Origin of the sequence: Nonomuraea sp. NPDC023979, from assembly GCF_040639085.1 — a bacterium.
Classification (GTDB): Bacteria; Actinomycetota; Actinomycetes; order Streptosporangiales; family Streptosporangiaceae; genus Nonomuraea; species Nonomuraea ceibae.
On sequence record NZ_JBEZZG010000033.1, the window covers coordinates 1 to 11,635 of the forward strand.

Sequence of the window (11,635 nt, forward strand, 5' to 3'; positions counted from 1 at the left end):
GCGCTCGCCGCGCGCCCCGGCGGCCAGGAAGCCCGCCAGCATCGCGTCGCCCGCGCCGACCGCGCTGCGCGGCCCGGCGACCGCGGCCTCGCCGTACCAGATCCCGCCGTCCTCGACGAGGACCGCGCCGTCGGCGCCCAGGCTGGCCAGGACGGTACGGGCCCCGGCGGCGCGCAGCTCGCCCGCCGCCTCCACCACGTCGCCCAGGCAGCGCAGCGCCCGGCCGGTGGCGGCGGCCAGCTCCTCCAGGTTCGGCTTGACCAGCGCCGGGGCGGCGCCGAGCGCGCGGGCCAGCGCGGCGCCGCTGGTGTCGACCGCCACGTGGATCCCGGCCCCGGCGAAGCGGCGGCACAGCCGCGCGTAGACGTCGTCGGGCACCCGCGGCGGCAGGCTGCCGGAGGCGACCACCCAGTCCGCCTCGTGCGCGGCGGCCAGCACGGCGTCGGCGACGGTGTCGAGCTCGGCCGGCGACAGCGCGGTGCCCGGCTCGTTCACCTTGGTGACGGTGCCGTCGGGCTCGGCGAGCGTGACGTTGGACCGGGTCCGCCCGGCCACCGGCACCGTCACCATGTCCAGCCCCTCCTGGCCGAGCAGGCGCACGAGCTGCCGCCCCTCGTCGCCCCCGAACGGCACCACCGCCCGCGACGCCACGGCGTTGGCCAGCAGCGCCCGCGACACGTTCACCCCCTTGCCGCCGGGGTCGAGCCGCGCCGCCGCCGCCCGGATGACCGCGCCCCTGGCCAGGGCCCCGATCTCGATCGTGCGGTCCAGGCTCGGGTTCAGCGTCAGGGTGAGGATCACCGCCGCCCCCTCAGGCCCGGACGACCTCGGGCCCGGCGGCCGACAGCTCGGCGGCCAGCGCCGGGTCGAGGCCCGTGTCGGTGATCACCACGTCGATCTCGGCCAGCGTGGCGAACGACGCCAGGTACGTGTTGGTGAACTTGGTGTGGTCGGCCAGCAGCACGCTGCGCTGCGCTGCGCCGACCATCGCCCGCTTGATCGCCGCCTCCGCCGGGTCCGGCGTGGTCAGCCCGCGCGCCGCCGAGCAGCCGTTCGTGGCCATGAACGCGACGTCCACGTGGAGCTGCGACAGCGGCCGCAGCGCCCAGTCGTCCACCGTCGCCAGCGTGCGCCCGCGCACCCGGCCGCCGAGCATGATGACGTTCAGGTTGGCGCGGGCGGCCAGCGCCGTGGCCAGCGGCGGCGAGTTGACCACCACGGTGAGCTCGCGGTCGGCGGGCAGCACCCCCACCAGGCGGCCCGTGGTGGTGCCCGCGTCGATGATCACTGACCCGTCCTCGGGCAGCTCGGCGAGCGCGGCCTTGGCGATGCGCTCCTTCTCGGCCGTCATCACCTCGTCGCGGGCCGCCAGCGCGGGCTCGAACCCGAGCCGCTCCACCGGGATCGCGCCGCCGTGCACCCGGCGCAGCACGCCCGCCCGCTCCAGCGCGGTCAGGTCGCGGCGGATGGTCTCGGTCGTCACGTCGAGCTCGCCGGCCAGGGACACCACGTCGACGCGGCCCGCCGCGCGCGCCCTGCGGAGGATCTCCTGCTGCCGCTCCTCGGCGTACATGATGTGGGTTCACCGCCGTTTCGAGTTGGATTCCCCTTTGTTTAACTCCGTTTCTGTGGAGTCGTCAAGACTCTGATAGGTATGTCGGATGCGTATGAAGCCGTGGGCCGCCGTGGCGGCAGCCGTACCACTCGCAGCGGGATGCGTCGCCGGGCCTTCGGCCGGCCCCGCGTCGGCCACCGCCGCCCCCGAGACGCTGAGCGCCCCCGCGGCCACCCCGTCCGCATCCGCGAGCACGGCCCGTACGGCCCGGCCGCCCAAGGTCCCGGCGGGCACCACGGCCTCCTGGCTCGTCTTCGACCGGACGAAGGGCAAGCCGGTCGCCACCCGTCACGCGCACCGCAAGTTCCGCTCCGCCTCGGTGATCAAGATCCTGATGGCGATCGACTTTTTGGAACGGAACCGGCAGGTCTCCGCCGCCGACGCCCGGCTGCTCAAGATCATGCTGCGGGAGAGCGACGACGACGCCGCCTCCACGCTGTGGGACCGGGGCGGCAAGGGCGCCATCGTCACCCGGATGGCCCGCAAGCTGCGGCTGTCCGACACCACGCCGCCGCCCGCCACCCACCCCGGCTTCTGGGGGTACGTGTCGCTGAGCGTCCACGACATCGTGCGCACCTACCGCTACCTGCTCGACACCGCCGAGCCGCGCGTCCGTGACACCGTGCTCGGCCACCTGCGCGAGGCCACCCCGTGCGGCAGCGACGGCTTCGACCAGACCTTCGGCATCCCCAGCGCGGTGCCCCGGCCGTTCGCGGTCAAGCAGGGCTGGTCCGGGTTCGGCACCGTGCCGCCGGTCCGCTGCGACGCGCGGGCCCAGGGGGCGTCCATCTCCACGGTCGCGCTGCGCTCGCGCGGCTCGGGCATACCCGACCTCGGCCGTCCCGTGCTCCACACCACCGGCCTGGTGGGCAAGGGCGAGCGTTACGTCATGGCCGTGCTCACGGCGCACCCGGCGGGCGCGACCTGGAGCAGCTCGGTCCGCCGCATCACCGGCCTGACCAAGGACCTCTACCGAGAGCTCTCCTGAGCACGCGAGCCGCCCGGGAGGAAGGTGAACATCCGCTCGCCCCGCCGCAGCGGCGTGGGCGGACCGGCGTAGCGGTGCACGCCGACGCCGAACTCCGCCGTCTCCAGTGAGACCCGGTCGAACCCCGTCTCCTCGAACCCCGTCTCCTCGAACCACGCGCAGATCGACGGAACCAGGTCGGGCTCGCGGGTGTGCCGGGTCCACACCACCGTCGCCCCCGGCGCGCACAGCTGGGGCAGCGCGGAGACCGTACGGCGGACGTCGGCGTCGCTGAGGTTGCCGAACAGGCCGCAGACCAGCACCAGGTCGGCCGGTACGGCGCCCGCGTAGGCGTCGGTCAGGGCCGCGTCGCCGCGCACCACCTCCACCCCGGCCGGCGCCCGCTCTTCGGCCAGCCGCGCGTTGCGCTCGTCGAGCTCGACCAGCCGGGCGCGCACCCGGCCGCGCCGGGGGTGCGCGGCCAGCACCGGCAGGAGGTCGCGGCCCTGGCCCGCGCAGAGGCTCACCACCCGCTCCGCGCCCGCGTCGAGGGCGGCGCGGACGGCGCCCTGGACCACGGCCAGGCGCCGGCCCAGGCTCGATCCCGGCCGGTCGTAGTCGTCGTGCCAGCTCACCCAGTCGCGTGTCATGATCCCGATACTGATCAATACGCGCCCGGCAGGCAACGACATTCTTGAATTTGGGGCCGGCTGCAATCAACGCCGGGCTACGGACCTATTTCTGGCGTATCTCGGTTGGATAACTGAAATATGCGGAAAAGTGCCCGGAGTGGCGCGTGATGCTGGCAGCATGGGGCCGGTTCGCTGATCGGGGATTCATTCTGGAGGCCTCCTCGTGAACGGTTCACCGCACCGCACCCTGACGGCGGCCGCCGCCGCGCTCGTCGCGCTCGCGGCGCTCGCCGGCCCGGCCCCCGCGCTCCCCGCGGAGCGGCAGGCGGCCGTGTTCCCCGTGACGCCCCGGGCGGCGGCGCAGGAGGAGAGCTTCTGGTCGCCGACCAGCGTCGTCCCGGCCAAGCTGGGGCGTGACCGCAGGCCCGTCGAGCTGGGCATGCGCTTCACCGCGTCCCGCACCGGGTCCGTGGTCGCGGTCCGCTTCTACAAGCACCGCCGTGCCGCCGCAGGTCACTCCGCCAGCCTGTGGGACGGCGCCGGCAACCGGCTGGCACGGGTCGCGTTCGGCACGGAGACGGCCTCCGGCTGGCAGGAGGCGCGCCTGCCGGAGCCCGTCACGCTGCGGGCCGGCCGCTCATACGTGGTCTCCTACCACGCGCCCGACGGCCGTTACGCGGTCGCCCGGCACTACTTCCGCCGCTACCTGCCGGGGACCGACTCGCTCAGCGCCTCCCGCTGGAACGGCGCGTTCGCGTACGGCGCGAGCGCGTTCCCCCGCAGGACCAGCGCCGGCCACAACTACCTCGTCGACGTGGTCTTCCGCCCAGGGACCGGCACCCCGTCCCCGAGCCCGTCCCCCACCAGGACCCGCACCCAGACCCCCACCCCGACCCCAACGGTCACCACCACGGTCACCCCCACGGCCACGGTGAGCCCCACCCGCACCCCGACCAGCACCCCGGAGCCCACCAAGCCCGAGCCCACCAAGCCCCAGCCCACGAGCCCCCAACCGACGAGCCCGCAGCCCACCGGCCCCGAGCCGTCGACGCCCGGCAGGCCCGGCTGTGAGCTGCCCGCGCACCCGACTCCCGCCTGCACCGGCGTGCCCGACTCCCTGCGGCTGTCCACGATCAAGGGCGACTTCACCGCCGCCAAGCCCGGCCAGGTCCTCGACGGCGTGCACATCACCGGCGACCTGACCGTGGAGGCGTCCGGCGTCGTCATCAGGAACAGCCGGATCGACGGAATGATCACCAACTGGAAGACGGGCGGCTCGTTCACCATCACCGACTCCACGGTCGGCCCGGAGAAGGGCTGCCGCATCTACCCGGCGGTCGGCGAGAAGAACTTCACCGCCACCCGCATCGAGGTGCGCGGCTTCGACGACGGCTTCCGCATGTCGGGCAGGAACGTCACGATCAGGGACTCGTACGTGAACCTGTGCGGCCCGCCGACGAGCCACTCCGACGGCATCCAGGCGTACTGCCCCGGCGGCATCGTCTGCAGCGGCCTGGTCTTCGACCACAACACGATCGACCAGCGCGAGGCGCCCCAGCACTCCGACCCGGTCAACCTGGTCGACAAGAACCTGAGCGCGGTGACGGTGACCGACAACCTGCTGGCCGGCGGCAACTACACGCTGTTCCTGCAGTGGCGCTCCGGGCCGAAGTGGAAGGTGTCGGGCAACAAGCTCGTCCATGACGCCTGGGACTTCGGCCCGGTCAGCTCGGCCGACACGTGCGAGAACATCGACTGGGGCCCGGGCAACGCGGTCGTCACCATCGACAAGCACTACCGCATCACCCGGACGGTCCGGCACCTGCACGACTGCGTCGAATAGGGCGTCGAACAGGACGTCGAGCAGGGCGTCGAGCTGGGCTCAGAACTCCAGGCGCGGCGACGACGGGCCGAGCACCGCGGCGGCGGGCGTGACGCCCCACGCGGCGCTCAGCTCGCCGCTCAGCACCTCGGTGAGCTTGCGCACGTCCTCGGCGGCCGTGGGGTGCAGGGCCTCGGCGACGATCAGCACGGAGGCGGTCGTGTCGCGGACGGCCGACAGTCCGCTCTGCCGGTTGGTCCAGCGGCGGGCGTGCGCGTGGCCGCCGCCGTCGGCGAAGATCACCTCGCCGGGCTCGGGGTGCTCACGCTCGCCGGCGAGCGTGACGTACTCCTCCTGGCCCGTCGCGCGCCGCACCTCCAGGAAGCCGTCCACGCGGGACAGGTCGAACACCGCGACCGGGATCGCGAACGCCACCGACACCGCGTTGCACAGGTCGATCAGCGGATGGATGCGCGGCAGCGCCCCCTCCTTCTTGAACCGGCGCAGCAGGGACTCCGAGGCGCATCGGTACTGCGTCGGCTTGAGCCCCATGCGGGAGAAGGCCCGCCGCCATGCCTGGATCTCCGGCAGCCCGGACTCCGGCCCGGCCGCCAGCCGCTCGGCCGCGGCCGCGTGGTGGGCGCGCAGCGCCTCGTCGACGGAGGCGCCGGGCGTGATGCCCTCGGCCAGGATGGTGCCCGGGACCAGCTCCGGGAAGTCGCGCCAGACGGCGTCGTCGTGCTGGAAGTGCATGGGCCCATCGTCTCAGACTGTCTGGGACCGTCTCAGGCGATGTAGGCGGCGTAGACCTTCTTCGGCACGACCATCCGCCACGCCTCCACGACCAGCTCGCGCATCTCGGCCTCGTCGAGCGTGGCCATGCGCGCGCAGACCCAGTTGAAGCGCAGGTCGGACTCGGGCGGCAGGAGGAACTTGGCGGGCTCGGCGGCGACCAGCGCGGCCCGCTCCTCCTTCGGGAAGGCGAAGCCCATCACGGTCTCGTCGCGCGAGAACGCCAGGTAGACGATGGCGCCCACGCGGAACTTGACCCGGTCTCTGATCAGGTGCTCCGACGACCTCGGCAGGGTCGCCGCGAGCCGCCGCACGTCCTCGACTGTGACCACGGGGCCACGTTAGCGGTTGCCCTCCGCGGCCGAGATGTCGGCCAGCGCCGAGTTCGGGTCGCGTTCGACGGCCAGGTCGCCGATGCTGAGGATGCCGACGGCGCGGCCGTCCTCGACGACGGGCAGGCGGCGCACCGCGTGGGAGCGCATGAGCTGGACGGCCTGCTCGATGCTGGTGTCGGGGCCGATCGCCTCGACGTCCGACGAGCACGCCTCCTTGACGGGCGTCTGCGGGCCCTTGTCGTCGGCGACGAGCCTGACGGTGATGTCACGGTCGGTCACGATGCCGCGCATCCGGCCGTTGTCGTTGACGATGATCGCCCCGGTGTCGTTGTCGCGCATGAGGGCGGCGGCGGCGCTGGCCGGCTGGTCGCCCTCGATGGTGGCGGGGTGGGCGGTCATCACGTCTGCCACGGTCTTGGCCATGGTGAGCTCCTTGTTCATCGGTGGAGCCTCCCAGCTACCCGCTGTCGGGCCGCTAATCCTGACCGGATAGTGAGATGATTTCTCTTGAATGGCGAGACAGATGTTAGCCTGCCGGGGACGATCACGAGATGAGGAGTCCCGATGGACGCCGTCTACACCCACGGTCACCACGAGTCGGTGCTGCGCTCCCACCGCTGGCGCACGGCCGCCAACTCGGCCGCCTACCTGCTGCCCCACCTGGAGCCGGACATGACGCTGCTCGACGTGGGCTCCGGGCCCGGCACCATCGCCGCCGACCTGGCCGCGCGGGTGTCGCGGGTGACGGTGTCGGAGGTGACGCCCGAGGCGCTGGCACTGGCCGAGGCCGAGCTGGAGGCCAGGGGCGTGACCAACGCCGACTTCCGCGTGGCCGACGCCCACGCGCTCGGCTTCCCCGACGGCGCCTTCTCCGTCGTCCACGCCCACCAGGTGCTCCAGCACGTCGGCGACCCCGTCCTGGCCCTGCGCGAGATGGGCCGGGTGACCAGGCCGGGCGGGCTGGTGGCGGCGCGCGACAGCGACTACACCGCCTTCGCCTGGTATCCGCTGCTGCCCGCGCTGGCGGAGTGGATGGCCCTCTACCAGAAGCTGGCCCGCGCCAACGGCGGCGAGCCCGACGCCGGGCGGCGCCTGCTGTCGTGGGCCCGCGCCGCGGGCTTCACCGACGTCACCGCCACCGCCTCCGTCTGGTGCTTCGCCACGCCCGCCGACCGGGCCTGGTGGGGCGGCATGTGGGCCGAGCGGATCCTGCGCTCCGCCATGGCCGAGCAGGCCCTGGCCAGCGGCGCGGCCACCGAGGACGATCTGCGCCGGATGTCCGGCGGCTGGCTGGAGTGGGCCGCGGCCGACGACGCCTGGCTGTCGATCACCCACGGCGAGATCCTCTGCCGCGTGTGACGGGCGGCGCCCGCGACCGGTCGTTCAGAGGCCGAGCGTGCCCGCCCGCTGCCACTGCGGGTCGCGGTAGAGCACCACGTCGGTGCCCTCGATCAGCTCGTCCGGCGCCGACAGCATGGTGATCTCGCCGGCCGCCTGCAGCTCCAGCAGCAGGTCACGCACCCGCGGCCCCACCGGCAGCCGCCCGGCGGGCAGCCGCAGCCCGTCGCGGATCGTGTCGGCGATCTGCGACAGGCTGAACGGCCCGTCGAACCCCGACACCACGCCCCGCACCATCGTCATCGTGATGCGCTCCTCGGCCTCGGCGTGGGCGAGCTGCCAGGTCATCTGCTCGCGCCGGCCGCCCGTGCCGGCGCACGACGGGCAGCGGTGCGTCAGGCCCGGCGCCAGCACCTCCTCGGCCGAGCCGAGGCAGGCCGTGCACAGGTGGTTCTCGGCGGCGTGCAGCTCGGCCGCCATCCGCCCGGCGAACTGCGCGCCGCAGTCGCACGAGTAGGCGTCGCCGAGGATCGTGCCGGACGGTGCGGAGATCGTGTGTTTCGTCATCGCGGGTCACCCTACCCGCGCGCGGCCAGCCCGCGCAGACGGCGCAGCGCCTTGCGGGCCGAGGCCGACACGCGGGCGTCCGGGTGGTGGTCGATGAACACCCGCAGCACCGCCTCCGCGCCCGGATGGTCGGCCAGCGCCAGCAGCGCGACGGTGCCCGCCTGCTCCTCCGGGTCCAGCCCGAGCGCCACCGACTCGACCACCTCGTCCGCCTCGCCGCCGAACTCCAGCAGCGCCGCCGCCATGTCCACCAGCGCCCAGGCGAGCTCGCCCGACCCCGGCCGCCCGTCCCCGCCGCCGCCGGTGCCGTCGCCGCGGTGGTCGCGGCCCAGCCTGGCGGCGACCACCGCGCCCGTCCGGGGCTCCGCCAGCAGCCCGTCGAGCGCCCGGCGGCCGTCCTCGCCGAACCGGGTGGCCAGCAGCTCGATCCCGACCGCCCGGCCCAGCGGGCTCGCCCCGCCGACCGCGGCGGCGATCTCCGCCGCCGCGGCCGCCCGGTCGCGGCCCGCGAGCCAGCCGGCCAGCTCCTCGTCGCGTTCCGGCTCCGGGTACGAGCGCAACCCGTGCAGCAGCGCGGCGGCGTCCCCGCCGGCCAGCGACCCCATGACCGGCACCCGCTGCCCGGTCACCTCGGCGATCAGCTCCCTGCCGGTCCACAGGCCGAGCGGCGTCAGCTCGTACGGCGCGGAGTCCCGTACCAGGCCGAGCCGGGCGAGCGCGGCGGGCGGCTCGCCGGCGGCGGGGTCGCGCGCCAGGAACCGGCGGACCAGCTCCAGCAGCAGCCCCTCCTCGCCGCCGAGCACGTCCCGGCAGGTCAGCGCCCACGCGCGCAGCACCTGCGCGGGATCGCCATCTGAGGGGGCGCCGGGCACGGCGGCGGCCAGCTCGCCGTCAGGCGGTAAATGGATGGGCGGCTGGAGTGGCAGAGTGTCATCGTAGGGGGCCATTGCCCCATCCTGTCGGATATTTGTGGAGATCATCTATGCTGTTCCGTCCCGCGGCCGAGTCCGAACTCGACCGCCTGCTCGGCTGCGTCGTCGACGAGCCCGTGAGCTGGGCCGACCCCGACCGGCTGCGCGCCTTCCTCGCGGACGGGCACTACCGCTATGACCGCATCTGGGTGGCCGAGCGCGACGGCGAGATCCTGGCACGGGCCGTGTGGTGGGGGTTCCCCGACTCCGGGCCCCTGGCCCTCGACTGCCTCTACGTCGACCCGTCCGTCCCCGACCGGGTGGAGCTCGCCGCCGACCTGCTGCGGCACGCCCACGAGGCGTTCGGCGACAGGCCCGCCTACCACCTGTTCGTCCCCGCCGGCTGGCGCGACCAGCCCGCCGTCACCGCCGCCGTCGCCTGGCGGTGGGAGGCCGGCGGCCGGGCCGGGCTGACCGACGAGCTCGAACGCCTCCGCTACGCCTGGCAGCCCGGCGCGCCGGTGCCCGAGCCGACCGGCCGGCTGGAGTTCCGCGCCGAGCCCGACGACGAGGCGTTCGCCGAGGCGTTCCGGCAGGCCGCCGAGGGCAGCCTCGACCACCACACCCGCCAGGCCCTGCTCGTCAAGGACGCCGCCGCCGTCGCCCGCGAGGACCTCGACGACTACCTGCGCATGCCGGGGGAGCGGTCCTGGTGGCGGCTCGCCTACACGCCCGGCGGCGAGCTGGCCGGGTTCGCGCTGCCGTCCGCCAACCAGGCCGGGCCCGTCGTCGGCTACCTCGGCGTCCTGCCCGCCCACCGGGGCCGCGGCTACGCCGCCGAACTGCTCGCCGAGATCACCCGCTCGCACGCCGGGCGCGGCGCCACCCGGATCGCCGCCGACACCGACGCCGGCAACGTCCCCATGGCCAGGACCTTCGAACGGGCCGGCTACGAGCTGTTCGCCGTCCGGCTCGTCCTGTCCCCGGATCCCGCGAACCCGTGATGCGGCACCCCGTCCCGCTCCGTCACCCTTGAACGCATGAACTGGGACATCGACCACCTCGACCTCGAGGCGTACCTCACCAGGATCGGTCACGACGGGCCCCGCGACGCCACCCCCGGGACGCTGCGGGCCGTGCACCGCGCGCACGTGACCGCCATCCCGTTCGAGAACCTGGACGCCGTCCTGGGCCGCGGCGTCCCCATCGACCTCAAGTCCGTGCAGGACAAGCTGGTCGGGGGACGGCGCGGCGGCTACTGCCACGAGCACAACCTGCTGCTCGCCGCCGCGCTCGAACGGCTCGGCTTCCCCGTGACGCGCCACCTCGCCCGCATCCGGCTCGGCCGCCCGCACCTGCCCCGCTCCCACGCCGTCCTCACCGTCGAGGCCGGCGGCTCCCGCTGGCTCGCCGACGCCGGCTTCGGCGGCGACGGGCTCGTGGAGCCACTGCCGCTCGCCGACGGCGCCCACGCGGCGCTGGGGGAGTGGCGCTGGCGGCTCGGCCGCGACGGCGGCTTCTGGGTGCTGCACGCCGGGTCCGCCGAGCTGTACGCCTTCCGCGAGGACGAGCCGCAGTACCCGAGCGACTTCGAGATGGCCAACCACTACGTCGCCACCCACCCGCGATCGCCGTTCGTCCGGCACGTGCTCGCCCAGCGCACCGTGCTCTCCCCGGACGGTCACGCCGCCCGGGTGCGCGTCGGGGACCTCGGCGCCACCACCGCCCGCGAGCTCGCCGACGCGCTCCGGGACCGGATCGGCATCACGATCACCGAACAGGACGCGGCCCCGCTCCTGTCCCGCCTCACGGGGTGACCGCTCCTCTCCGCTCCAGGACGCCGGTGCGCATGAGGTGAAGCCCGGTGGCCAGCACGCGGAACGTGTAGAGCAGCGGCTTCAGCTCGCCGTTCTTCCCGTACAGCCGCCACTGGGTGCGGGCGAAGCCGAGGTAGTGGTGCGCGTCCGCCAGCCAGCCGGGCAGTTTCACAGGTGGTCCCTCCGTACGTCGATCAGGAACGCCTCCACGGCGGCCCGGTCGGGCCGGTCCGGCAGCACGGACCGCGCGCCGGCGAGGTCGGCGGCCAGTTCGGCGCGCCAGGCGTCCACCCGCTCCCAGGGCACCTCGCCGCGCCGGACGGCGAGCAGCCGGTCGCGGTGCGCGCCCACGTCGACCAGCGGCTCGCCGTGCCGCACCAGGTGCAGGCCGCTGATCAGCAGCCGGATCATGTGCATCGCCTGCTTCCACTTGGGCGCGGCCGGGTCCAGGCGGCGGAACTGGGCGTCGGCGTAGCCGGTGAACGTCTCGTGGGCGCGCCGCGACAGGAACGCGCCGCGCAGCTCGCGCAGCCGCCGCCCCTCGGCCGTCTCGATCTCGACGATCGGCGACCACAGGCACTCCAGCACGGTCGGGTTCGCGTCCAGCGCCAGCCGGCAGAACCGCTCGACCTCCCACGAGAACTGCTCGGGCAGCGGCCCGTCGCGATGCGTGACCGGCTTGTCCAGCCGCCAGAAGTCCGCCGTCGGCGCCACGAACACGCCCCGCCGGTCGGTGTCGGACGCGCCGGTCCGCAGCCCGTACGCCCGCGAGCCCGTCACGACGGAGAGGATCAGGTCATCGTCCACCCGGCCACCTTGCCAGGCCGCCCCCGCCGCAT

The 11,635-nt window shown here is 74.2% G+C and carries 15 protein-coding genes; 5 read left to right on the forward strand and 10 right to left on the reverse strand.

Going from position 1 to position 11,635, the window contains the following annotated elements; translation table 11 throughout:
* Both AB0G11_RS38655 and AB0G11_RS38660 read right to left on the reverse strand, forming a co-directional pair.
* Window positions 1–801 (reverse strand): 1-phosphofructokinase family hexose kinase (locus tag AB0G11_RS38655; protein WP_357591614.1); only part of this gene is annotated, 801 nt, incomplete at its 3' end.
* Window positions 802–811: 10 nt separating this feature from the next.
* On the reverse strand, window positions 812–1,573 hold the full coding sequence (locus AB0G11_RS38660; RefSeq protein WP_219514976.1) for a DeoR/GlpR family DNA-binding transcription regulator: 762 nt from the start codon (window positions 1,571–1,573) through the stop codon (window positions 812–814).
* A gap of 88 nt (window positions 1,574–1,661) precedes the next feature.
* Here AB0G11_RS38660 and AB0G11_RS38665 point away from each other — a divergent pair, with 88 nt between their 5' ends.
* A complete protein-coding gene (locus tag AB0G11_RS38665) occupies window positions 1,662–2,603 on the forward strand; it encodes a hypothetical protein (protein ID WP_357591616.1) in 942 nt (313 codons plus the stop codon).
* Here the strand turns inward: AB0G11_RS38665 and AB0G11_RS38670 are convergent.
* The gene (locus AB0G11_RS38670) at window positions 2,585–3,232 is read right to left on the reverse strand and encodes an SAM-dependent methyltransferase (RefSeq protein WP_357591618.1); all 648 of its coding nucleotides are present in this window, start codon (window positions 3,230–3,232) and stop codon (window positions 2,585–2,587) included. The two genes, AB0G11_RS38665 and AB0G11_RS38670, sit on opposite strands and share 19 nt — an antisense overlap.
* A 205-nt stretch (window positions 3,233–3,437) precedes the next feature.
* On the opposite strand from AB0G11_RS38670, the gene AB0G11_RS38675 reads away from it, so the two are divergent.
* Window positions 3,438–5,057, forward strand: coding sequence for a DUF4082 domain-containing protein (locus AB0G11_RS38675; RefSeq protein WP_357591620.1), 1,620 nt, complete (start codon window positions 3,438–3,440; stop codon window positions 5,055–5,057).
* A gap of 39 nt (window positions 5,058–5,096) precedes the next feature.
* Here AB0G11_RS38675 and AB0G11_RS38680 read toward each other — a convergent pair whose 3' ends face one another.
* Genes AB0G11_RS38680 through AB0G11_RS38690 form a run of 3 tightly spaced genes read right to left on the reverse strand, consistent with a single transcriptional unit; the run spans window position 5,097 to window position 6,604 of the window.
* Window positions 5,097–5,789, reverse strand: coding sequence for a phenylalanine--tRNA ligase beta subunit-related protein (locus AB0G11_RS38680; protein WP_357591622.1), 693 nt, complete (start codon window positions 5,787–5,789; stop codon window positions 5,097–5,099).
* 32 nt (window positions 5,790–5,821) lie between these two features.
* The gene (locus AB0G11_RS38685) at window positions 5,822–6,160 is read right to left on the reverse strand and encodes an MmcQ/YjbR family DNA-binding protein (protein ID WP_357591624.1); all 339 of its coding nucleotides are present in this window, start codon (window positions 6,158–6,160) and stop codon (window positions 5,822–5,824) included.
* 9 nt (window positions 6,161–6,169) lie between these two features.
* The gene (locus tag AB0G11_RS38690; protein WP_246646543.1) at window positions 6,170–6,604 is read right to left on the reverse strand and encodes a CBS domain-containing protein; all 435 of its coding nucleotides are present in this window, start codon (window positions 6,602–6,604) and stop codon (window positions 6,170–6,172) included.
* Between the two features lie 123 nt (window positions 6,605–6,727).
* Between AB0G11_RS38690 and AB0G11_RS38695 the strand changes: the two genes are divergently transcribed.
* Window positions 6,728–7,522 (forward strand): methyltransferase domain-containing protein, encoded by a 795-nt coding sequence (locus AB0G11_RS38695; protein ID WP_357591626.1) that lies wholly within the window; start codon window positions 6,728–6,730, stop codon window positions 7,520–7,522.
* Between the two features lie 24 nt (window positions 7,523–7,546).
* Here AB0G11_RS38695 and AB0G11_RS38700 read toward each other — a convergent pair whose 3' ends face one another.
* Entirely contained in the window at window positions 7,547–8,068 is a 522-nt protein-coding gene (locus AB0G11_RS38700) for a hypothetical protein (RefSeq protein ID WP_219514965.1), read from the reverse strand.
* 11 nt (window positions 8,069–8,079) lie between these two features.
* Window positions 8,080–9,015, reverse strand: a complete 936-nt coding sequence (locus AB0G11_RS38705) for a hypothetical protein (RefSeq protein WP_357591628.1) — start codon at window positions 9,013–9,015, stop codon at window positions 8,080–8,082.
* Window positions 9,016–9,050: 35 nt separating this feature from the next.
* Here AB0G11_RS38705 and AB0G11_RS38710 point away from each other — a divergent pair, with 35 nt between their 5' ends.
* Complete coding sequence (locus AB0G11_RS38710) at window positions 9,051–9,983, forward strand: GNAT family N-acetyltransferase (protein ID WP_357591630.1); 933 nt, start codon at window positions 9,051–9,053, stop codon at window positions 9,981–9,983.
* A 36-nt stretch (window positions 9,984–10,019) separates the two neighbouring features.
* Entirely contained in the window at window positions 10,020–10,796 is a 777-nt protein-coding gene (locus tag AB0G11_RS38715) for an arylamine N-acetyltransferase (protein WP_219514959.1), read from the forward strand.
* Here AB0G11_RS38715 and AB0G11_RS38720 read toward each other — a convergent pair.
* Together AB0G11_RS38720 and AB0G11_RS38725 are read right to left on the reverse strand one after the other, a co-directional pair.
* Window positions 10,786–10,968, reverse strand: coding sequence for a nucleotidyltransferase domain-containing protein (locus AB0G11_RS38720; protein ID WP_308126128.1), 183 nt, complete (start codon window positions 10,966–10,968; stop codon window positions 10,786–10,788). The genes AB0G11_RS38715 and AB0G11_RS38720 overlap by 11 nt on opposite strands.
* Entirely contained in the window at window positions 10,965–11,603 is a 639-nt protein-coding gene (locus tag AB0G11_RS38725; RefSeq protein WP_219514951.1) for a nucleotidyltransferase domain-containing protein, read from the reverse strand. The genes AB0G11_RS38720 and AB0G11_RS38725 overlap by 4 nt, the downstream gene beginning before the upstream one ends.
* Between the last annotated feature and the right edge of the window lie 32 nt (window positions 11,604–11,635).